21 protein-coding genes, 1 other RNA gene and 1 pseudogene are annotated in these 23,374 nt (G+C 42.6%); 20 read left to right on the top strand and 3 right to left on the bottom strand.

Features of this window, described 5'->3' with window-relative positions:
• The first annotated feature begins 169 nt into the window (after positions 1–169).
• From NQ508_RS09875 to thiD, 6 genes and pseudogenes are all read left to right on the top strand, one after another.
• Entirely contained in the window at positions 170–955 is a 786-nt protein-coding gene (locus NQ508_RS09875) for an HAD family hydrolase (protein WP_022416363.1), read from the top strand.
• 62 nt (positions 956–1,017) lie between these two features.
• Entirely contained in the window at positions 1,018–1,521 is a 504-nt protein-coding gene (gene greA / locus NQ508_RS09870) for a transcription elongation factor GreA (RefSeq protein WP_006427809.1), read from the top strand.
• A gap of 308 nt (positions 1,522–1,829) precedes the next feature.
• Positions 1,830–2,651 (top strand): hydroxyethylthiazole kinase, encoded by an 822-nt coding sequence (gene thiM / locus NQ508_RS09865; protein WP_006427810.1) that lies wholly within the window; start codon positions 1,830–1,832, stop codon positions 2,649–2,651.
• A 40-nt stretch (positions 2,652–2,691) separates the two neighbouring features.
• Positions 2,692–3,339 (top strand): thiamine phosphate synthase, encoded by a 648-nt coding sequence (thiE, locus tag NQ508_RS09860; RefSeq protein WP_173785120.1) that lies wholly within the window; start codon positions 2,692–2,694, stop codon positions 3,337–3,339.
• Positions 3,336–3,875, top strand: a pseudogene (locus NQ508_RS14450) (HAD family hydrolase); the annotation flags it as partial. The gene thiE and the pseudogene NQ508_RS14450, both read left to right, overlap by 4 nt.
• Before the next feature lie 90 nt (positions 3,876–3,965).
• Complete coding sequence (gene thiD / locus NQ508_RS14445) at positions 3,966–4,769, top strand: bifunctional hydroxymethylpyrimidine kinase/phosphomethylpyrimidine kinase (RefSeq protein WP_044920142.1); 804 nt, start codon at positions 3,966–3,968, stop codon at positions 4,767–4,769.
• A gap of 643 nt (positions 4,770–5,412) precedes the next feature.
• Here the strand turns inward: thiD and NQ508_RS09845 are convergent.
• Together NQ508_RS09845 and NQ508_RS09840 are read right to left on the bottom strand one after the other, a co-directional pair.
• Positions 5,413–6,768 (bottom strand): radical SAM/SPASM domain-containing protein, encoded by a 1,356-nt coding sequence (locus NQ508_RS09845; protein WP_006428074.1) that lies wholly within the window; start codon positions 6,766–6,768, stop codon positions 5,413–5,415.
• A 142-nt stretch (positions 6,769–6,910) separates the two neighbouring features.
• A complete protein-coding gene (locus tag NQ508_RS09840; RefSeq protein ID WP_006428075.1) occupies positions 6,911–7,168 on the bottom strand; it encodes a hypothetical protein in 258 nt (85 codons plus the stop codon).
• Between the two features lie 214 nt (positions 7,169–7,382).
• Here NQ508_RS09840 and NQ508_RS09835 point away from each other — a divergent pair, with 214 nt between their 5' ends.
• The 4 genes from NQ508_RS09835 (at position 7,383) to NQ508_RS09820 (ending at position 10,833) form a co-directional block, all read left to right on the top strand.
• Positions 7,383–8,096, top strand: coding sequence for an IMP cyclohydrolase (locus NQ508_RS09835; protein WP_006428077.1), 714 nt, complete (start codon positions 7,383–7,385; stop codon positions 8,094–8,096).
• 24 nt (positions 8,097–8,120) lie between these two features.
• On the top strand, positions 8,121–9,299 hold the full coding sequence (locus NQ508_RS09830; RefSeq protein ID WP_006428078.1) for a phosphoribosylaminoimidazolecarboxamide formyltransferase: 1,179 nt from the start codon (positions 8,121–8,123) through the stop codon (positions 9,297–9,299).
• Positions 9,300–9,577: 278 nt separating this feature from the next.
• Positions 9,578–10,162: a manganese efflux pump MntP gene (locus tag NQ508_RS09825; protein WP_028086849.1), complete on the top strand. Its 585-nt coding sequence runs from the start codon at positions 9,578–9,580 to the stop codon at positions 10,160–10,162.
• 89 nt (positions 10,163–10,251) lie between these two features.
• A complete protein-coding gene (locus NQ508_RS09820) occupies positions 10,252–10,833 on the top strand; it encodes a TetR family transcriptional regulator (RefSeq protein ID WP_006428080.1) in 582 nt (193 codons plus the stop codon).
• Positions 10,834–10,842: 9 nt separating this feature from the next.
• Here the strand turns inward: NQ508_RS09820 and NQ508_RS09815 are convergent, their stop codons facing one another.
• Positions 10,843–11,685, bottom strand: a complete 843-nt coding sequence (locus NQ508_RS09815) for a YitT family protein (protein WP_006428081.1) — start codon at positions 11,683–11,685, stop codon at positions 10,843–10,845.
• Between the two features lie 161 nt (positions 11,686–11,846).
• Here NQ508_RS09815 and NQ508_RS09810 point away from each other — a divergent pair, with 161 nt between their 5' ends.
• From NQ508_RS09810 to NQ508_RS09760, 10 genes are all read left to right on the top strand, one after another.
• On the top strand, positions 11,847–12,962 hold the full coding sequence (locus tag NQ508_RS09810; RefSeq protein WP_006428082.1) for a 4-hydroxybutyrate dehydrogenase: 1,116 nt from the start codon (positions 11,847–11,849) through the stop codon (positions 12,960–12,962).
• A gap of 103 nt (positions 12,963–13,065) precedes the next feature.
• Positions 13,066–14,388, top strand: a complete 1,323-nt coding sequence (gene eno / locus NQ508_RS09805; RefSeq protein ID WP_006428083.1) for a phosphopyruvate hydratase — start codon at positions 13,066–13,068, stop codon at positions 14,386–14,388.
• Between the two features lie 94 nt (positions 14,389–14,482).
• Positions 14,483–14,725 (top strand): preprotein translocase subunit SecG, encoded by a 243-nt coding sequence (gene secG / locus NQ508_RS09800; RefSeq protein ID WP_022415780.1) that lies wholly within the window; start codon positions 14,483–14,485, stop codon positions 14,723–14,725.
• Between the two features lie 90 nt (positions 14,726–14,815).
• A complete protein-coding gene (gene rnr / locus NQ508_RS09795) occupies positions 14,816–16,972 on the top strand; it encodes a ribonuclease R (RefSeq protein WP_044920284.1) in 2,157 nt (718 codons plus the stop codon).
• Positions 16,959–17,423: an SsrA-binding protein SmpB gene (smpB, locus tag NQ508_RS09790; protein WP_006428086.1), complete on the top strand. Its 465-nt coding sequence runs from the start codon at positions 16,959–16,961 to the stop codon at positions 17,421–17,423. The genes rnr and smpB overlap by 14 nt, the downstream gene beginning before the upstream one ends.
• Before the next feature lie 9 nt (positions 17,424–17,432).
• Positions 17,433–17,666, top strand: a complete 234-nt coding sequence (locus NQ508_RS09785; protein ID WP_006428087.1) for a hypothetical protein — start codon at positions 17,433–17,435, stop codon at positions 17,664–17,666.
• A gap of 276 nt (positions 17,667–17,942) precedes the next feature.
• Positions 17,943–19,697 carry an ammonium transporter gene (locus NQ508_RS09780; protein ID WP_006428088.1) on the top strand — a complete coding sequence of 585 codons (1,755 nt, stop codon included), beginning with the start codon at positions 17,943–17,945 and terminating at the stop codon, positions 19,695–19,697.
• A gap of 227 nt (positions 19,698–19,924) precedes the next feature.
• Positions 19,925–20,275, top strand: a transfer-messenger RNA (tmRNA) gene (gene ssrA / locus NQ508_RS09770).
• Between the two features lie 225 nt (positions 20,276–20,500).
• Positions 20,501–21,592, top strand: coding sequence for an FAD:protein FMN transferase (locus tag NQ508_RS09765; RefSeq protein ID WP_006428090.1), 1,092 nt, complete (start codon positions 20,501–20,503; stop codon positions 21,590–21,592).
• Positions 21,593–21,603: 11 nt separating this feature from the next.
• Entirely contained in the window at positions 21,604–23,355 is a 1,752-nt protein-coding gene (locus tag NQ508_RS09760) for an FMN-binding protein (RefSeq protein WP_006428091.1), read from the top strand.
• The last annotated feature ends 19 nt before the right edge of the window (positions 23,356–23,374 follow it).

Below are 23,374 nucleotides of genomic sequence, written 5' to 3'. Positions count from 1 at the left end.
TACCAGATATTTGTCGAAAATGGAAGATAGAAACCGCTGTATCTATTGAAAAGAGCGAACCGTTTATTTATAATAGACGATGTCAGTTTTTTGTGCCGGACGCTTGTAAAAAAGTCGGTGACAGATCAGGAAGATTAAAAAACTGGCAGTACAGATCATGGAGGAAATTATGTCAGCATTATTTTTTGATATTGATGGAACAATTTTAAGTGAGATTACACATAAAATACCGGAAAGTGCACTGGAGGCATTACATAAGGCACAGGAGAACGGTCACAAGACATTTATCAATACCGGGCGTACCATATGCAGTGTACCACCGATGATAAAGAGGATATCATTTGATGGATTCCTGTGTGGATGCGGAACGCATCTGATCTATGGAGAACAGGTTGTGTTTCATCATTCGATTCCCTATGAAAGAGGACGTGAAATTATTAAAAGCATGAAGGACTGTAAAGTAGAAGGATTTCTGGAAGGAACAGAGGATATCTATTATTCGAACCGGATCTCCAGACTGGAGCCGGTAGAAAGCAGCAGAAGGTATATGGCAGGACTTGGGCTTGGAAGAGAACAGGCAATGGAAGATACAGGCTATGATTTTGATAAGATACTGATCTATATAGATAAGATGGCAGATGGAGAACGATTCTTTAAAGAAACAGAAGATGTATTTAACCATATCGACCGTCTGGGAGGTGTCTATGAATGTGTACAGAAAGAGTATTCCAAGGCAACTGCAATTGAGTACATACAGAAAGAACTGCATCTGGCTGATGATGAAATCTATGCATTCGGAGATAGCAGCAATGACCTTGATATGATCAAAGCTGCCGGACATGGAGTGATCATGGGGCATCATGATCCGGTTCTGGAGCCATATGCAGAATACATTACAGATACAGTGGAGAATGACGGGCTTTATAAGGCGATGGAGCATTATGGATTGATTTAGAATTTGCAGAGCGTGTATCAGAGTATTATAATATACGGAGAGAAGAAGGGAAGTGCATTTTCATGGGAGAACAGTTAACCGAAAGTGATGTTAAGAAGATCAAAGAAGAGATTGAATACCGCAAGATTGTTGTGCGTAAGAAAGAACTGGAAGCTGTAAAAGAGGCAAGAGCGCAGGGCGACTTAAGCGAGAACTTTGAGTACAAGGCAGCAAAACAGGATAAGAACCGAAATGAAAGCCGTATCCGTTATCTGGAGAGAATGCTTAAGAATGCGAAGATCGTATCAGATACATCGAAAGCAGATGAAGTCGGAATCAATAATACGGTCGAGGTCTATTTTGAAGATGATGATGAGACAGAGACATATCGTCTTGTAACCAGTATCAGGGGGAATTCCCTTCAGGGCCTGATCAGTATTGAATCACCACTCGGCAAAGCGATACAGGGACATAAGGTCGGAGACCGTGTACTTGTTAAGACCAACGGAAATGACGGATATTATATCGTGATCAAAAATATTGACAATACAACAGATGACAGTCATGATACATTGCGCAAATATTAAAAGCGTAGTATAATGGAGGTCATTAAAGGAAAAGGGGAGTCCGTAATCTGAGCGGGCTGAGAGTAGACTAAAGATGTCTTGACCCGGGAAACTGATTTGGATCATGCCAACGTAGGGAAAGAAAAGTTGCCGACAGGGCAGATGTATCTGAAAAACAGGTAGATCTGTCCTTTTTTGATTACCATGCATTCGAAAGGAGCTGCCAGTTACCAAAGTATCCGTAAGGGGCTGCCAGTGGCAGGCCCTGGAGGTGGCAGGTCCTGTAGATGGAAAAATCGGGAATACATGAATAACAGGAGGAAGAAAATATGTTAGGAAACTGTATCGAAAATGTAAGAAAGAATGTACCGTTGGTACACAACATCACCAATTATGTAACGGTAAATGACGTTGCGAATGTATTGTTAGCCTGTGGTGGAAGCCCGATCATGTCAGATGAACCGGAGGATGTAAAGGAAATCACTTCAATCTGCGGAGGGCTGAATATCAACATTGGTACTTTGAGCAAAAGAAGTATTGAGGGAATGTTCGCAGCCGGAGCGCGTGCCAATGAGCTGGGGCATGCAACGTTATTGGATCCGGTCGGAGCAGGAGCGAGCACACTTCGGACGAATACAGCTGTAGAACTGATGGAGAAGATCAGGTTCGATGTGATCCGTGGAAATATCTCGGAAGTAAAAACACTGGCACAGGGCAGCGGAACAACAAAAGGGGTAGATGCAGATGTGACAGATGCCGTAACAGAAGAGAATCTGGAAGAAGGTATTGCATTTACCAAAGCATTTGCCAAAAAGGCGGGATGTATCGTTGCGATTACAGGTGCGATTGACCTGGTAAGTGATGCAGACCGATGCTATGTGATCCGCAACGGTCGTCCGGAGATGGGAAAGATTACGGGAACAGGATGTCAGTTATCGGGAATGATGACAGCGTTCTTAACAGCGAATCCGGAACAGAAACTGGAAGCAGCTGCAGCAGCTGTATGTACAATGGGGCTGGCCGGAGAGATCGGATGGAGTTATATGCAGAAAGGTGACGGTAACGCTACTTACCGCAACCGTATCATTGATGCTATCTACAATATGGATAAAGAGACATTGGATAAAGGTGCAAAATATGAGATCAGATAAGGAGCTCGAAAAAGATCAGATGAAGGAGAAGACAGAACATATGTGTAAAAAGATGAAAAAAGAAGATTTACTTCTGTATGCGGTGACAGATCGCCACTGGTTAAATGGTGAGACGTTATACAGTCAGGTAGAGAAAACGCTGGAAGGCGGTACGACATTCGTACAGCTGAGAGAAAAAGAACTGGATGAAGCACATTTCCTGAAAGAAGCAAAAGAAATCAAAGAACTTTGTGCCAGATACCGGGTGCCGTTTGTGATCAATGACAATGTAGATATTGCACTGGAAATGGACGCCGATGGTGTACATGTCGGACAGAGTGATATGGAAGCAGACGACGTAAGAGCAAAGCTTGGACCGGATAAGATCATCGGTGTATCTGCACAGACGGTAGAACAGGCAGTTCTTGCCGAAAAGAGAGGAGCTGATTATCTGGGAGTCGGAGCAGTATTCCATACAAATTCGAAAGCCGATGTTGCTGAGGTAAGTCGTGAGACATTAAAAGCAATCTGTGATGCGGTAGACATTCCGGTAATCGCAATCGGCGGAATCAGTAAAGAAAATGTATCAGAGCTTGCAGGAACCGGAATCTGTGGAATTGCCGTGATCAGTGCGATATTTGCAGAAAAAGATATTAAAAAAGCGACAGAGAAACTAAAAAGTTTAACAGGAGAAATGGTGAAAGCATGATAAAAGGAGCAATATTTGATGTAGACGGAACCCTTCTGGATTCCATGGAGATCTGGGAAGACGTAGGAGTCCGTTATCTGAACAGTATCGGTATAGAGGCAGAGCCGGATCTTGGGACGGTGTTATTTACAATGAGCATCCAGGAAGGTGCAGCATATGTAAAAGAACATTATCATCTGTCCCAGGAGCCGGAAGAAATTGTGCAGGGAGTTCTGGACATCATCAGCAATTATTATAAGAAAACCGCACTATTAAAGAGTGGAGTGAAGGAACTTCTGGAAAAGCTTGATAAGCATAATATCCCAATGACGGTTGCATCATCCAATAATAAAAAAGAGATAGAGATGGCATTTGAGCGTCTGGGAATTGCAAAATATTTTGACCGGATCTTTACCTGTGAAGAGGTCGGTGCGGGAAAGACGAAGCCGGATATTTATCTGCGGGCAGCAGAATATCTCGGAACCCGTCCGGAGGAGACGGTTGTATTCGAAGATGTCATTCATGCAATCCGTACTGCAAAGCAGGCAGGGTTCCAGGTTGTAGGAATCTATGATGAAGCAAGTAAGGATGACCAGGAAGAGGTTCAGAGAGAAGTAGACTGGTATTGTAGAGAGTGGGCAGAACTTATGAAAAAAAAGACAGCAATTACAATCGCCGGAAGTGATTCAAGTGGAGGTGCAGGAATTCAGGCAGACATCAAGACGATGCAGGCAAACGGAGTCTACGCAATGAGTGCAATCACCGCACTGACAGCCCAGAATACAACCGGAGTAACCGGAATCATGGAAGTATCTCCGGAATTTCTAGAACAACAGTTGGACGCAGTTATCACAGACATCCGTCCGGATGCAGTGAAAATCGGTATGGTGTCATCAGAAGAGTTAATAAAAATGATATCAAAGAAACTAAAAGAGTACCATCTGGAGAATATCGTAGTTGATCCAGTGATGGTAGCAACAAGCGGATCCAGACTGATCAGTGAAACCGCGATTGATACATTAAAAACACAGCTGCTGCCAATGGCAACTGTGATCACACCGAATATCCCAGAGGCAGAAGTTCTTGCAGAAATGGAGATTAGATCAGAAGATGATATGGTGGAAGCAGCAAAGAAGATTCATGAAATGTATCACTGTGCAGTCTTATGCAAAGGCGGACACAGCCTGAATGATGCGAATGATCTCCTATACCAGGATGGAGAAACAACATGGTTCCACGGAAAAAGAATCAACAACCCGAACACTCACGGAACCGGCTGTACCTTATCCAGCGCAATCGCATCCAATCTGGCAAAAGGATATTCTCTGGAAGAATCTATTCACCGCGCGAAAGAGTATATCAGCGGGGCGTTGGAAGCCATGTTAGATCTGGGAAAAGGAAGCGGACCGATGGATCATGGGTTTGAGATGCGGGGGAGATTTTCTATTTAATGCATTAAGCGGTTGATACCCGGCCGGAAGAAAAGGGAAAGAGTCCCGCTGCGTGCTGATTCAATCATGGAGTATTTCTAAAGCATCAAAATTGTCCTAAAAGCAGCAGTCAAAAAAACATAACTCGCAAGCTCAGACAATGATTTTTTGACTGCTAACGGCCAATTTTGATGCTTAAGAAATACTAACCATGATCTCATATGCACGCAGCGGGACTCTTTCCCTTTTCTTCCTTACGTTATCGCATACAGTAATGATTCAATAGTGGAAGCGTAACCGGCGTGATACCGAAAGTGTACAAAAAATCCGGAAAATCAAGGCTTCCACCACAACTTTCCGGCTACACAACGGTTACAATCCATCTATTGAATTCATTATCATTGGCCAATCACGACATGAGAAAGACTTGGTGCTCTGTTTGTCGCGTATATGGAGTGATGTTTAGAAAAACTTAGGATGTTCAAATCTCCGTTAAAGGCATGGAACGAATTGTTTGAGCGAAGCGAGTTATGAGTGGAATGCCTTTGCTTTTAGGAGATTTGGACATCCTTAGATTTTCTTACATCACGGAATCTTAGTAGCAAATAGAGCACCAAGTTTTTCTCATGGACTGAGAGGAGACGATAATTAATTAAATAGAAAATTACTTCTTCGCTGTCTGTCTCTCCACCCAAAGCTTATCAGCCATCTTCGTCCAGGCCTCAGCGTAAGGCTTACATTTATCGCAAAGATGCTGTACATCTTCCGGTGACTGTGGATCGGTAGAGTGAGCACCGGTCTCTTTTACCATCTTTGGTAAGCATTCCGGATTCTCAAGCATTGGACATGGGCGCAGCATGTTGTCATTGAATGGCTGTCCTTTTCGGTATGCCTGGAAGATTGGACTCTTTAATGCATCCAGAAGACTGACTTCATGGATATTGGCATTCGAATAATGGATGAATACACAAGGATCCACATCTCCGGCTGCATTGATGTGCAGGTAGTAACGTCCGCCCGCGATACATCCGCCGATGTATTCCGCATCATTCTGGAAGTCCAGACTGAAGATTGGTTTGGAGCTTCTGAAAGCACGGATACGTTCGTATACAGCTTTTCTCTGCTCTGGATTTGGCATAAGTTCCGGAGCGGCGTCATTTCCAACTGGCATATAGTGGAAGAACCAGATGAATAAAGCACCGGCTTCGATGATCATATCGTAGAATTCTTCACTTGTGATATCTTTGTAGTTCATACTTGTATAACAGGTTGAGATACCAAATGGAAGGTTGTGTTCTTTTAATAACTGCATAGCATGTTTTACTTTATCAAACACACCAGGACCACGGCGTCCGTCATTGGCAGTTTCAAATCCTTCCAGACTGATTGCAGGAACGAAGTTCTTAACTCTTAACATTTCCTGACAGAATTCTTCATCGATCAGTGTACCATTTGTGAAAGATAAGAATTCACAGTCAGGATGACGTTCGCAGATTGTGATGATATCTTTTTTACGTACCATTGGTTCCCCACCGGTATAGATATACATGTATGTACCAAGTTTCTTTCCCTGTGTTACGATGTCATCGATCGTTTCGAGAGAAAGATTCAGTTTATGTCCGTATTCTGCAGCCCAGCATCCGGTACAGTGCAGGTTACAGGCTGAAGTCGGATCTAATAAAATCGCCCAAGGAACATTACAGTCTTCTTTTTCCTCGGTTTCCTTCTGAAGAGCAGAACCCTTCAAAGAAGCGTTAACAATAAAGTTTGTAAAGAAAGTTTTTCGTACACCTGGATCCAGCTCCCATACTTTCTGTGCAAGCTGATACCAATTACCTTTTTCGGCGATACCCTGACGGATCGCATTACGCTGACTTTCATACCAGCCTTCTGGTGCAGCCTTGTCAACGATACTCATAACCTTTGGAATATTAGTTTCAGGATCCTTATCCATGTAGTTAAGTGCTGCCTGAATAGCGGAAGCAAAGGCGGCGTTTTTTACTGTGTCTACAACATTCATAGTGTTACCTCCTCATTTTACTGCATTATATTCTCTTTGCAGTTACCTTATCTTAAAACTTTTGATTTTCAGATTCAAGCAAATGCGACATTAATCGTATATTGTCGTATTTTGGCAATTGCCATGCAAAAAGAATCAGCGTTTATTCAGGCATTGGGCAAATGATAGTTCCTAATTTTTGCAGTTCGGAATCTTCATTACCGGAATCTGATAGCGTATGTCCGTTTAAGGAAATATCTGTTGTTGTCTCGTCTCCATAGACCGGGGAAGCTGCGTAATGTTCAAGCTTTTCTACCAGTGCACGGGAGGCTTCATCAATGGAGTAATAAGTGCCGGATTCAAATCTGGCTGCAGCCGGAAAGCAGAAGAGCGGCCATAAGACAAGGCAGTGCGAGTACATGTAGATGTTTCATGAGAAATCCCCCTTTTCATAAAATAAATCTTGTTCTCCGAATTATAATATATGTCGCTTTTGTGCTTCAAATTGTAAATTGTACTTATAAAAAAACGAACTTTTTTAATTATACTTATAAAAAGGGGTGGAAAAATAAGAAGGTTTTATATATAATAGGGATAGAAACGTTCAAAACCACATAGGAAAAGGAGATGTATTCATGGAAATGTTATCAATCGAGAAGGAACTGCAGGGCAATTCTTACCCGGGACGTGGCATTATTATAGGAAAGAGTGCAGATGGGACCAAAGCTGTAACTGCTTACTTTATTATGGGAAGAAGTGAGAACAGCCGTAACCGTGTGTTTGTAGAAGAAGGGGAAGGCATCCGCACACAGGCATTTGATCCATCCAAACTGACTGATCCAAGCCTGATCATTTATGCACCGGTACGAGTACTTGGCAACAAGACGATCGTAACTAACGGAGATCAGACAGATACCATCTACGAGGGCATGGACAAGCAGCTTACATTTGAACAGTCACTCAGAAGCCGTGAATTCGAACCAGACGGACCGAACTACACACCTAGAATTTCTGGTGTTATGCATATTGAAAATGGAACATTTAACTACGCAATGTCAATCCTAAAGAGCAACAACGGCAATCCGGAAAGCTGCAACCGTTATACATTTGCATATGAGAATCCTGCAGCAGGAGAAGGACATTTCATCCATACATACAAATGTGACGGCAATCCGCTTCCGAGCTTTGAAGGAGAACCAAAACTGATCGCAATTCCGGATGATATGGATGCATTTGCCGACAGCTTATGGAACAGCCTGAATGCGGACAACAAAGTATCATTATTCGTACGCTATATTGATATCGCGACAGGTACATATGAGACAAAGATCATCAATAAGAACCAGTAAGAGGAATCGATAAGGAGAATAGATATGAACGAATTAGAACTGAAATATGGATGTAATCCGAACCAGAAACCTTCCAGAATCTATATGGAAGACGGAAGTGAACTGCCGATCAAGGTTCTGAATGGAAGACCGGGATATATCAATTTCCTGGATGCATTTAACGGATGGCAGCTTGTAAGTGAGTTAAAGAAAGCAACCGGACTTCCGGCAGCTACATCATTCAAGCATGTATCTCCTGCAGGTGCCGCAGTCGGACTTCCACTGAGTGATACGCTTGCAAAGATCTACTGGGTAGATGATCTCGGAGAATTATCTCCGCTTGCATCTGCATACGCAAGAGCAAGAGGCGCAGACCGTATGTCTTCTTTCGGAGATTTTATTTCTCTGTCTGATGTATGTGACGTGGATACTGCCAAACTGATCAAACGTGAAGTATCCGATGGTGTGATCGCTCCTGGATATGAACCGGAAGCGCTGGAAATCTTAAAAGCAAAGAAAAAAGGAAACTACAATGTAATCCAGATCGATCCGGATTATGTACCGGCTCCAATCGAACACAAGCAGGTATTCGGTGTTACATTTGAGCAGGGAAGAAATGAATTAAAGATTGACGATGATTTCTTCTCAAATATCGTGACAGAGAACAAAGAACTGACAGAGCAGGCTAAGATTGATCTGGCAATCTCTATGATTACATTAAAATATACACAGTCCAACTCTGTATGTTTCGTAAAAGACGGACAGGCAATCGGTATCGGTGCAGGACAGCAGTCCAGAATCCATTGTACACGTCTTGCAGGAGGCAAAGCAGATAACTGGTGGCTCAGACAGTCACCGCAGGTTATGAATCTTCCATTCGTGGATGGAATCAGACGTGCAGACAGAGACAATGCGATCGATCTCTATATGGGAGACGATTACATGGACGTGCTTGCAGACGATGCATGGCCGGCAATCTTCAAAGAAAAACCGGAAGTATTCACAAGAGAAGCCAAGAGAGAATGGCTGGACAAACTGACCGATGTTGCACTTGGATCAGATGCATTCTTCCCATTTGGGGATAATATCGAGCGTGCGCATAAGAGTGGTGTAAAATACATTGCACAGCCGGGTGGATCCGTACGTGATGACAATGTAATTGCAACATGTAATAAATATGATATGGTGATGTCATTTACCGGAATCCGTTTATTCCATCACTAATCGGGATATAATATAAGAGACACATCCTAAAGTTGATACTATATATGTCGCAGAAAGCGGGAAGGTTACGTAAGAGCGTAGCTTTCTCGTTTTTTAGATACCAAAGTATTCAGGAATAAAAGAGTTACGGGAGTTACTATATATCATATTTATATATCGAGTATATTTGGTTTTTATACAAATAGAGGAAAATGTAGTACGATTTCGGTATCTATATAGCATTTGTTTCTTCAAAAACGATTCTAAATAGGCTAAAATAGGAGAAAAGAAAGAAGGCGATGCAATTGTCAACGATGGAACTGTTGATTGTATCCGTTGGATTATCGATCGATGTATTTGTGGCGGCGGCCTATATGGGAGCCGGATTTTCAAAGATCAGATGGAAGAATCTGGTCCTCTTAAGCGTTCTGTTTGGCGGTATCCAGCTTGGGGTACTGGTACTTGGAAACCTGATCACATTGTTGCCGTTACTGTCTATTACCAGAACGAAGACGGCGGCTGACAGATGGGAAGGTCTGACAGTGCTGATCTTTGCGGCACTTGGCATCTATATGATCCTCAAAGGAATCCGTAAAAAGAAGGTGTTGGAACGCAGAAAAGATGAGATCGAATGGAAGAAAACAACGCTTCTTGCACTGGTAACGAGTGTCGATGCGTTCTTTGTCGGAATGGGACTTGGATTCCTGGATACAGCCATGATCGAAGAGTCATTGGTGTTATTCCCGGTAACGGTTCTGGAAGCGGTAATCGGTATATTTGCAGGATACAGACTGGGACTGAAAGAAAACAGACGTGCATACTGGGTCGGGGGAGCACTCCTTTTACTTGCCAGTTTCGACGTAATTCTCCATTATTATACGTAAAAAATGGAGCAATTTGACGGTAGATTTTGCCGGATAGCAGGGGTATAATAATTTACTACAAGTTATCTGAGAAAAATTAAGGTGATGAGATGGAGCGCAAAAGTGAATTAACAAAAGCACTATTGGGAGAAAAATTTAAAGAACTGGTGGCGAAAAAAGGATTTGAAAAACTGACGATCAAGATGATCACAGATGCAGCAGGGGTGATACGTCCGACGTTCTATAATTATTTTCAGGACAAATACGAAGTGATGGAATGGCTTCTGTGGGAAGACGTATTTAAAGAAGTCTCAGAACTTATGGAGCAGGAACATGGAATGGAGTCTCTGCAGCTTTTGTTCCAGAGATTTGGAGAAGACAAGACTTATTACGAAAAGGTATTTGAAGTAACAGGGCAGAATTCCTTTGAGGAGATGCTGTATGGACAGGTTTTCCATATGGAAGAAATTTTGGTAAAGCATCATCCGTTAAAACACTTAAGAAATATGCCACACGTCGACGAAAAGGTATTTCTGGAATTTCATGCAATATCATTGGTGAATGGACTGAAATATTGGCTTATCCGGGAAAGCAAAAATATTTCGGCGGGAGATGTAATGGAATTTTATCAGTATATGATGTCACATTCAATCCTGGATCTGTTGGACATTGAGAATACGGAGAAAAAATAAAGGGTTTCACTACACAGAGTGGAACCCTTTTCCTATAATCTCGCTGGTATTGGATATCAGTAAGAATGCACCAGTTGTATGAGCTTTTATGAAATTACGAAGCTTGATTGCTTCATTTGGACTAAGTACAGTCAGGATGATATATTTGTCATCGCCTGTGAATGCACCCTGGGCGAGTACGATTGTTGCACCTCGTTTCAGGTCATTTTTGATAAATTCACAGATTGGTTCCGGCTCGCTGCATACCACGTGGAAATACTTCGAGCGGTTCAGACTTTCAATCAGACTGTCGATCAGTGTCGAACGCATCGTAAGACCGAGCAGTGAATAAAGACCCGTCTTAATATCAAATACGAAGAAACCGGCGATTGTGAATAAGATATCGGAAGCAAGCAAGCCTTTTCCGATGTCAACGCTGGTGTATTTCTTCAATATCATGGCAATAACATCCGTGCCCCCGCTGGATGCTCCGATATTGAACAGAATGGCCGAACCGATGGCAGGAAGTACAATCGCAAAGATCAGTTCCAGCAATGGTTCGTTGGTAAGCGGGTGGCTCATTGGATAGATACGTTCCAGTCCGGACAGCGTGACAGAAAGTAGGATACTACTGTATGCAGTCTGTGCAGCAAATTTTTTCCCGAGAACGAAAAGCCCTATGATCAGAAGGAGCATATTCGCAATGAAGGAAAAATCACTGGCCGAAAGAGGAGTGAACTTGGCAACGAGTACCGCAAAACCGGTGATACCGCCAAACGTGAAGTTGTTGGCGAACTTGAAAAAGTAAATACCCACTGCCATGATCAGTGTACTGCCAGTGAGTAGTGCAAAGTTTTTTAAATGTTCTTTCATTTGAAAAATTCCCCAGTTTTCCTTTTGTAATTATTTGGATATGAAAGAAATCTTTCATATCCTCAATGATTGTAACGCTCGTGTCTGGAAAAGTCAACGTATTGGTGGTATATTATTAAGAGACAAAATATTCAGAAAAATGACCGGGAGGATAAGAAAAAATGAAGCTTTTTTGGCAGAAGGCAGAAGTACAGAAATTTGAACACGCAAAAGATTTCGCAGAAGAATATAATATAGGTAAGAATGATTTTATTCTTGCAAGTAAAAGTACATATGAGACATATTTTGCACCACTTGGGCTGGAAGCACATGTGGAATTTAAAAGTAAATATGGAAAAGGCGAGCCTACAGATGTGATGATCGATGCATTGCTGGCAGATTTCCGTAAGACGGATTGTGACAGAATTATTGCAATCGGAGGAGGAGCTGTTATCGATATGGCGAAGATCCTGGTGCTTGCAGGAAATTACACCGCCGAAGAGATCTTTGGAAGGAAGGTACCGCTTAAAAGAGAGAAGACTCTGATCGCAGTGCCGACGACTTGTGGTGCCGGTTCGGAAGTTTCCAATGTATCAATTGCAGAGTTTACGAAGTTACATACAAAGATGGGACTTGCTGTCGATGAGATCTATGCAGATCGTGCAGTGCTGATTCCGGAGCTTCTGACCGGTCTTCCGTATTCATTTTTTTCGACAAGTGCGATTGATGCGTTCATTCATGCGATTGAATCCTATGTATCGCCGAAAGCAACTTTATATACACAGATGTTCAGTATGAAGGCAATGGAGATGATCATTGAAGGATTCCGGAAGATTGCTGAACATGGGGAAGAATACAGAATGAATCTGCTGGATGATTTCCTGACAGCAAGCAATCTTGCCGGTATTGCATTCGGCAATGCAGGAACAGGAGCGGTGCACGCCATGTCTTATCCTCTGAGTGGCGTGTATCATGTCACACATGGAGAAGCGAACTATCAGTTCCTGACAGCTGTATTCGCAAAATATCAGAAATTAGATCCAAATGGCAGAATAAAGAAACTAAATAATTTCTTAAGCAATATTTTAAAGTGCAAATCAGATGAAGTATATACCAAGATTGAGAAACTTCTGGATCAGATCATTGCAAGAAAACCGTTACATGAATATGGAATGAAGGAAGAAGAAATCGAGAGCTTTGCGAAGACAGTTGAAGAGACACAGCAGAGACTTCTGAATCAAAGCTATGTGAAACTGACCTGGCAGCAGATGGCAGAGATTTATAAAGAATTGTATTAATTTTTATATATAATAGTGCAAAAGAGTGTGATTCAGATTAAAAACTGAATGTTTTGCTTCGGATCGGAACATACTATCTTCTATAAAGAGGAGGATAGAAATAATGTATAAGTATTTACCCATTACGGATGTATACGCAAGAGAAATACTTGATTCGAGAGGAAATCCGACGATAGAAGTGGAAGTACTTGCCGGAGATGAATTCTGCGGAAGAGCAAGTGTTCCGTCCGGTGCATCGACCGGAAAATATGAAGCAGTTGAATTACGGGATAAAGAAGAACGATATGGAGGCCTGGGCGTGCAGCAGGCGGCAGATCATGTCAATGCAAGGATTGCGCCGGAAGTGATCGGCATGAATGTACTGGATCAGGCAGCGATCGATCAGGCGATGGTCAGGCTTGACGGAACAAAGAACAAATCCAATCTTGGTGCCAATGCCATGCTTGGAGTCTCGCTGGCGGCTGCAAGAGCGGCGGCCGGGGCGTTGGGACTTCCGCTGTATTCGTATCTTGGCGGCACAAATGTGAAAAAACTTCCGGTTCCAATGATGAATATCATGAATGGCGGAAGACATGCGGATAATACGATTGATATTCAGGAATTTATGATTATGCCGGTAGGGGCGAAAGATTTTAAGACCGGACTTCAGATGTGTGCGGAAGTATATCATGAGCTGAAGAGAGTTTTGAAAACGCTGGAATACAGTACTGCAGTAGGAGACGAAGGAGGATTTGCACCGGATCTTCACAATGCAGATGAGGTCTTGCGTTTGATGGTAAAAGCGGTGGAAAAGGCCGGATATAAGCCAGGCGAAGAGATAGCTATCGCATTGGACGTAGCAGCATCCGAGTTATATGATAAGAATTTTAAGAAATATGTATTCGACGGTGAGGCAAAGAAAAAAGGATATAAGATCGTCCGTTCGGCAGAAGAACTGATTGATTATTACGAAGATATCATAGAAAAATATCCGATTGTATCCATTGAAGATCCATTGGATGAAGATGACTGGGAAGGCTGGAAGACGCTGACGGACAGGCTCGGAGAGCGGGTGCAGCTGGTAGGAGACGATTTGTTTGTGACGAATACCAGAAGACTTGCCAAAGGGATCAGAAGAAAAGCGGCGAATGCGATACTGATCAAAGTGAATCAGATCGGGACACTGACGGAGAGCTTTGAAGCAGTAAAGATGGCGCAGAATGCCGGATATAAGACGGTAATCTCACACCGTTCGGGCGAGACTGCCGATTCGTTCATTGCAGATATCGCAGTGGCGGCAGATGCAGGGCAGATCAAAACAGGAGCTCCATGCCGTTCGGAACGGGTGGAAAAGTATAATCAATTATTGCGGATAGAGGAAAGACTGGGGGATGTGGCTGTATATCAGAACCCATTCGAAGAAAAAATAGAAAATGTACAGATATAATGCTGTCTGACACAAGATTTCGAAAGAGATTAGCTTGCCTTATCGTCCATCCTGTGATAGAATATATGTGGTTTATCCGCAGGAGGTGTGAATAGTGGACATTTTGAAGATTGTATTAATGATAATATTTGCAATAGACTGTATCGCTTTAACAGTTATCGTACTGATGCAGGAAGGTAAGTCAGCAGGGCTTGGTGCCATTAGTGGTATCGCTGATACTTACTGGGGACAGAACAAGGGACGTTCTATGGAAGGTGCACTGGTGAAGTCGACAAAATTCCTTGCGATTCTGTTTATTGTACTGGCAGCAGTGTTGAATTTAAAAGTATTTGCATAGGATAGAGCATATTTTTAGAAGATGAAAGGGACACTCCTGTATGGGAGTGTCCCTTTTTGGAACACAGAATATGCAGGGGAGCATAGAGATATGAGTAAGAAATTTGATAAAAGAAAAAAAGTTGTCTATGATCTGATCTGTGATGATTTATATACACCGATGAAATTCAAGGAACTGGCAATGCTTCTTCGCGTGGCAAAAGAAGACAGAGATGAGTTAAGACAGATCCTGGAAGCGTTGGAGCAGGAAGGAAAGATATATCTTTCCAAGAGAGGAAAATACTGCAGGGGACATGCAAAGCGTCTGACCGGTGTGTTCCGGGCAAGTCTTAAGGGATTTGGCTTTGTAGTGCTGGACGAAGGAGATTCAGAGGATGTATTCATCGGTGCGGATGATACCTGTGGTGCATTTGACGGAGATCATGTTGAGATCGTACTTACAAAAGAACCGGAAGGAAGAAGCCGTGAAGGAAAGATCGTGAAGATCCTGGAGCGGGGGCTTTCAAAAGTAGTCGGACTTTACCGCATGAAGCCGGGAAAGAAGTTTGGGTTCGTGATTCCGGATAACCAGAGACTGGATCAGGACATATTTGTACCGATTGAAAAATCAAGAGGGGCAGTGGATGGACACAAAGTTGTAGTGGAGCTGACCTCTTATGGAGAGAATGGAAAGAAACCGGAAGGAAAGATCGTGGAGATCATCGGTCATCTGAATGATCCGGGAACAGATATCATGTCGATCGTAAAAGGGTATAACCTCCCGGTAGAATTTCCGGATAAAGTATTAAGACAGGCAGAGCGTGTTGCAAAACCGGTCAGCGAAGCTGACATGAATGGAAGAAAGGATCTGCGTGACTGGCAGATGGTCACGATTGACGGAGAAGATGCAAAGGATCTGGATGATGCGGTATCCCTTGTAAAAGAGGGAGAAAATTATATTCTGGGCGTGCATATTGCAGATGTGACGAATTATGTGCAGGAGAACAGTGCACTTGACAGAGAGGCACTGGAAAGGGGTACAAGTGTATATCTGGTAGACCGTGTGATCCCGATGCTTCCACATACACTTTCGAATGGAATGTGTTCACTCAATGCAGGAGAGGACAGACTTGCACTCAGCTGCATCATGACAGTGGATCCGTCTGGTGATGTGATCGCACATGAGATCGCTGAGACAGTAATTCATGTGGATCGCAGAATGTCCTATACCAGCGTAAAGAAGATTCTGACGGATCATGATGAAGCGGAGATCTTAGAATACAAAGAACTGGTTCCGATGTTCGAACGGATGCAGGAGCTTTCGGGTATTTTAAGAGCCCGAAGGAAGAAACGCGGTTCCATTGATTTTGATTTCCCAGAGACGAAGATGATCCTGGATGAGAATGGAAAGCCGATCGATATTAAACCATATGACAGAAATGTTGCAACGAAGATTATCGAGGATTTCATGCTTTTGGCAAATGAGACGGTTGCAGAAGATTACTACTGGCAGGAGCTTCCGTTTGTATACCGTACCCACGAAGCACCAGATGAAGAAAAGATCCGTACACTGGCAACATTTATCAATAATTTCGGGTATTCAATGCATATTGGAGTTAATGAAATTAGACCAAAAGAAATACAAAAGTTGCTAACGAAAGTGGAAGATACACCGGAAGAGGCAATGATCAGCCGTCTGGCACTTCGTTCGATGAAACAGGCGAAGTATACGGCAGAGAATGACGGACATTTTGGACTGGCGGCGAATTATTATACGCATTTTACTTCTCCGATCCGAAGATATCCGGATCTTCAGATCCATCGGATCATTAAGGATAACCTGCGGGGAAGAATGAATGAAAGTAAGATTGAACACTACCAGTCGATCCTTCCGGAAGTTGCAAAGCGTTCCAGTGAGATGGAACGTCGCGCGGATGAGGCAGAACGAGAGACAATCAAACTTAAGAAGGTGGAATACATGCAGGCACATATCGGAGAGGAATTCGACGGTGTGATCTCTGGAATTACTAAATGGGGTATGTATGTAGAGCTTCCGAATACGATAGAAGGTCTGGTCCATGTAACAAACATGACCGATGATCATTATGAATACAATGAAGAACGTTATGAGATGATAGGAATGCATACACGGAAAGTGTACAAACTGGGAGAAGCCTTAAGAGTACAGGTGCTGGATGCAGATCGTCTGATGCGTACGATTGATTTTAAGATTGTGAATCAGGGAGGTGCCGGAGATGGCGAAGAGTAATGACAAGATGGTAGCAAATAATAAAAAGGCATATCATGATTATTTTATCCTGGATAAGATCGAGACAGGAATTGCTCTGCACGGAACAGAAGTAAAGTCACTCCGTATGGGAAAATGCAGTATCAAAGAATCCTTTATCCGTATTGAAAATGGAGAAGTCTTTATCTACGGTATGCATATCAGTCCATATGAAAAGGGAAATATCTTTAATAAAGACCCACTCAGAGTCAGAAAATTACTCCTTCATAAATCAGAGATCAATAAACTGATCGGTAAAACGAAGGAAAAGGGAATGGCAATCGTTCCATTGAAAGTATATTTCAAAGGCAGCCTTGTAAAGGTGGAGATTGGTCTGGCAAAAGGTAAGAAATTATATGATAAACGTCAGGATATCGCCAAAAAGGATCAGAGACGTGAAGCAGAACGTGATTTCAAGATGAAACTCAGATAGGAGAAAAGAATGGTACCTACAAAGAAAGAAGAATTAAGAAATCTGGTTACCCAGACAACATTAGAGACCTACGAGGAGCTGACACCACATCTGGTACAGCTTATTAATGAAACGAACAGAAATCCGGAACTGACGGAAGCTCAGAAGCAGGATGAGATCTCATTACATATGATGGGATTTGTAAAATCCTGCACCAATGAAATTATTATAGAAGTACTTGGAGAAATTCTTGGTCTGGAATAATGTAGAAAAAATATAAGAAAAATAAGATCCTGTTGTGATAATTAAACGAAATTGTGTGTGACGTCAGAAAAATGTCAGAAATTTCCTTGACAAAAAAAGTTCACAGCGTTAAACTACGGGACATAAAAGCAAGGGCGCTTCGAAAGAATCATTTCGAGGCGCTTTTTCTTTTATATAAAAGGATAGCACAAGGGTGTGTACATTTTCGTGAGTCGACCACGGAAGTGCACACTCTTTTTCGTTATCGGACATCTGAAGGATGAAGGAGGAGACATTATGACGAAAGAAGTATTATCGGCGATACAGGATGCCGTAGGCACACAGGTATTTGGAATCTGGTTCCTGATCGGTGCAGCATTTGTATTTTTCATGCAGGCTGGATTTGCAATGGTAGAGGCAGGATTCACCAGAGCGAAGAATGCCGGCAATATTATTATGAAGAACCTGATGGACTTTTGTATAGGAACTTGTGTATTTATCCCATTGGGATTTGGAATTTTGCTTGGTGAAGATGCACTTGGCGGATTTATCGGAACTCCGACACTTGGAATTTTTACCGATTATGCAAATTTTGACTGGTCCAATTTTGTATTTAACCTGGTGTTCTGTGCGACAACGGCAACCATCGTATCCGGAGCAATGGCAGAACGTACCAAATTCTTATCTTATTGTATTTATTCCGCAGTGATCTCCGCTGTTGTATATCCGATCGAGGCACACTGGATCTGGGGCGGTGGATGGCTTGCAAGTTTAGGATTCCATGATTTTGCAGGTTCCTGTGCAATCCACATGGTTGGTGGAACAACAGCATTTATCGGAGCCGCACTGGAAGGAGCCAGAATTGGTAAATTTACCAGAGATAAAGATGGAAAAGTAACAAAGGTACATGCATTCCCTGGACATAACATTGTAATCGGTGCACTTGGATGTTTCATCCTCTGGTTTGGATGGTATGGATTCAACGGAGCTGCCGCTACGACAGGTCCACAGCTTGCATCGATCTTTATGGCAACAACGATCGCACCGGCAATCGCAACGGTTGTATGTATGATATTTACATGGCTTAGATATGGCAAACCGGATGTATCGATGTGTCTGAATGCTTCACTTGCAGGTCTGGTAGCAATCACTGCACCTTGTGATGTCGTTGATGCAACAGGTGCGATCATCATCGGTGTGGTAGCCGGACTTCTGGTTGTATTTGGTGTATGGTTCTGTGACAATGTTGCTCATGTAGATGACCCGGTCGGAGCAGTTGCAGTTCATTGCTTAAATGGTATCTGGGGAACGATCGCAGTCGGTCTCTTTGCAACAAAAACAGCACCAGAGTGCACATTGAAAGGTCTGTTCTACGGCGGCGGATTCCACCAGCTTGGTTTACAGCTGCTTGGTGTAGTAACCGTAATGGCATGGACGATCATAACCATGACGATCGTATTTAAGATTATCGATAAGACGGTAGGTCTTCGAGTAACAGAAGAAGAAGAGATTGTAGGTCTGGATGTGAAAGAACATGGTCTGGCATCTGCATATGCAGGTTTCAGTCTGATGGATATCACAGAAGGAAGCATGAATATCAATGAGAATACAGAGCTTGGAGAAAATGATTATGATGAAGCTTCAGAAGCACAGAGAGCTGCATCTGTCAAAGTAACTGCTCCTGTAGATCCTGAGACTGGAATACATAAAGTTGTTATCATTGCCAAACTTTCAAGATATGAAAAACTGAAAACTGCACTCAATGATCTTGGAGTAACAGGAATGACAGTCACACAGGTTATGGGATGTGGTGTTCAGAAAGGTGCCGGTGAGAAATACCGTGGAGTTGAGATGGATGTAACCGTACTTCCAAAGGTTAAAGTAGAAGTTATCGTAGGAAGCATTCCGGTAGACAAAGTGATTGAGACTGTGAAGAGAACTCTTTATACCGGACATGTCGGAGACGGAAAAATATTCGTTTACAATGTACAGAAGGTTGTCAAGGTTCGTACCGGCGAAGAAGATTATGATGCATTGAAAGATGTAGAGTAAGAAAAAAGTTTACAACAATATGGTGGTTTATTATGTATAGTGAGAAGAGGCATATAGAATAGAAGTTCGAATATGTCTCTTTTCACTGTCATGTATTCGGAAGGAGTTGCCAATTATCTGTATTATCTCAAATTTTATTAGGTGAGAGGCTTGACAAATGAAATTGATTAAGACTATAATTAAATTTACGTAAAGACAGTCTGCAAACCAGAAAAGCATTACAATCAGGGCTTGTACTGGTTTCGACGGGGGTCTGGAAGTTGGAGAAGCCATCCGTAGCGGGACACTACGTTAAAAGTTCCACTTAAATATAAACGCAGACAATACAGAATTAGCGTACGCAGCCTAATTAGGCCGCAGTCGGCCCCGGATCATCCGCTGTTCGGGTCACCGGCTTCAAACAGGCGGAGCACTTCGTTCCCAAAGCTTTGAGGGGATGGAAGAATTTATGAAGCTACTAAAGTGAGGAACCTGTCATTAGGTGCCGCATGGAGGGAATGTTGATATAATGACTGTGATGGGAGATGCTCGAATGGATGGGCTTTCGGACGCGGGTTCAACTCCCGCCAGGTCCACTGATATCCTGAAATTTTTGAAAGAATCAAAGATTTCAGGATATTTTTTTGCGCTTTTTTGGTGGAAAATCAACAGTGAAAATAAATGATAATAAATATCAATATCAAAAAAAGAATTGAAGCAGAAAAAAACATATGGTACATTTATTGAGTTAGAAGAGTGAAATTGAAAATAATACAGACTAACTATTGGTAGATGAAAATAACTATAGATATAGAGGATAAAGAATGAAAAGAAAGATTGTAATAGCCATTTTATGTGTGGCGGTGTCGATGGGAACCGTTGGATGTGGAAACAGTACGGCATCCGCCAAGACAACACAGACGCAGACAGATAAAAAAGAAGATTCCAAAAGTGAAAATTCCGAAAAATCCAGTGAAGAAAAGCAGAGTCGCGATATATTTGCGATGGATACGTATATGACGGTAACAGCATATGGAGAGCATGCATCTGAAGCAGTAGATAAAGCTGAGACAGAGATCAAACGACTGGATGGAATGTTGTCTACCGGAAATGAAAACAGTGAAGTGTACAAATTAAATCAAAACGGGGAAGCTGTTGTTTCGGATGACACGGCGTACTTGTATGAACGCTCTGAAAAAATATATAAACAGACAAAAGGAGTATTTGACATATCCATCTATCCGGTCATGGATGCATGGGGATTTACAACGGAGAATTACCGGATCCCTGCGGAGGATGAACTGAGTGCGTTACTGAAGAATGTAGATGCATCGAAGATCCAATACGACAAAAAGACAAAAAAAATCACGCTGCCTAAGAATGTGAAAATTGATTTCGGAGGCATTGCGAAGGGATATACATCTTCAAGGATTATGCAGATTTATAAAAAGTGCGGTGTGACGAGCGGTCTGGTAAGTCTTGGAGGAAATGTACAGCTTCTTGGTGCAAAACCAGATGGAAGCGCATGGAAAGTTGCGGTAGAAAGTCCGGATGAAGACGGAAATTATCTTGGAATCCTGCAGGCAAAGGACAAGGCGGTTATCACATCGGGCGGATATGAGAGATACTTTGAAAAAAATGGGAAGAAATATCATCATATTATTGATCCGTCTACCGGTTATCCGGCAGAGAACGGACTGACTTCGGTAACGATCGTAAGTGATGACGGAACACTTGCGGATGGATTATCTACTTCACTTTTTATCATGGGAAAAGAGAAAGCGGAGAAATTCTGGAAGAAGTATAACGATAAATTTGATGTGATTCTGCTTACGGATGACGAACAATTATACGTATCAGAAGGGATCGCGGATGATTTTCAATCGGATTATAAGGTAAATGTAATGAAAAAGTAGAGGCGGAAGATATGGACAAAGAAAAAGTGATCAAAAAAATAAAACAGGGTGCACCGGCTACCTCGGCGATTGTAGTTGCAGCCTGTATCGGGGTGTCATTAAGCGGCTATCAGGCACCGGTTTATGAAGCTCAGGCACAGACGAAAGAGACAAAGACAACGGATGCCGAGGAAGCGAAGAAGACAGAAAGCAAGGCAAAAGGTTCTTTTGATCTGGCGGACGGAATCTATAAAGGAACAGGAACCGGTTATGCCGGCGAGGTGACTGTTGCGGTAACGATCAAAGATAAACAGATTACGGCAATCGATATCTTAAGTTCTTCGGACGATGCAGCGTTCTTTAACCGTGCAAAAGCAGTGATAGACAGGATCATTGCAGGACAGACGCTGGATGTGGATGTGGTGTCTGGCGCAACATTTAGCTCTAATGGCATTATCAGTGCGGTGAAGAATGCATTGACAGGAGAAAAAGACAGTGGAGAGACGGGAGAGTCCCAGTCCGGAAATGCAGCGGCACAGGGAAGTGCACTGTCACTGGCTGATGTACAGGATGCGGCAGCGTATAAAGATGGAACCTATTATGGAACAGGAACCGGATTCGGGGGAACTTTGAAAGTCAAGGTTGTGATCAGCGGAGGAAAGATTGCGTCTATTGAGGTTGTGGAGAATCATGATGACAGCAGTTATCTGAATCGTGCAAAAGCATTGATCGGCAATATTATTTCGTCGCAGAGTACAAATGTAGATGTAATCTCCGGGGCGACTTACAGTTCGAACGGAATTAAGAGTGCAGTAAGAGATGCACTCCGTCAGGCTGCAGTAAGCGGTAATTCACAGTCTGTGAATGCGAAGACGGAAGATACTTCTAAGACAGAAGACAATACGACTGTCAAAGGCAATTTCCCGTATAAAGAAGGTATTTATTACGGAACGGCAGAAGGGTATAACGGTGAGATAGAAGTAGCGGTGGTTCTTCAGGATAAATCAATCAAGGCAGTACTCGTAACAAAGAATCATGATGATGAAAAATTCTTTAACCGTGCAATGGATGTAGTAAAAAATATTATGAAAAAACAGAGTACGGATGTGGACGTAGTATCCGGAGCAACTTACAGTTCAAATGGTCTCATAAATGCAGTGAAGAATGCATTAAAAGAAGCAGAAAAGGTAACAAACGGACAGACAACGGAGCCGGATAAGGAAGAAGCTGATACTTCAGAACTTGAAAAAGCGATGAAAGAAGCAGAAGAACTGAAACAAGAGGATTATACAGAAGCAACCTATGCGGTTCTTAAGACCAGAATGGAAGACGCACAGAAGCTGCTTGATGCAGATAAGACAGAGATCAGTCAGGAAGATGTGGATCAGGCTCTTGAGAATCTGAACCAGGCACTGGCACTGCTGGAGAAAAAAGATGATGGCGAAGATGATACTACAGTATATAAAAATGGTATCTATGAAGGACGTGCGCTGTGCAGACCAGATGAAGATGAAGATTTCACGGCTTATAATCTGACATTGAAAGTGACAGTGCGGGATGACAAGATTGTTGCTGTTACTGATGTAAAAGGGGACGGAGATTCATCGAATGACAGATATATCCTTCGCGCTGCAAACGGAACACCGAATAAAAAAGGTGTGACAAGCCAGCTGATCGAGAAAGGTAATACAGAAGGAATTGATGCAGTATCGGGTGCAACCTGTACTTCAAAAGCAATCCTGGATGCATGTGAGAACGCCTTGCTTTCTGCAAAAAGACAGTAAAAAGAGACTGAGTTAAAGG

The sequence above is a fragment of the Dorea longicatena genome, assembly GCF_025150085.1.
GTDB lineage: Bacteria > Bacillota > Clostridia > Lachnospirales > Lachnospiraceae > Dorea_A > Dorea_A longicatena.
Note: the sequence above shows the minus strand (reverse complement) of the source record. Positions and strands in the feature narration are given on the sequence as shown.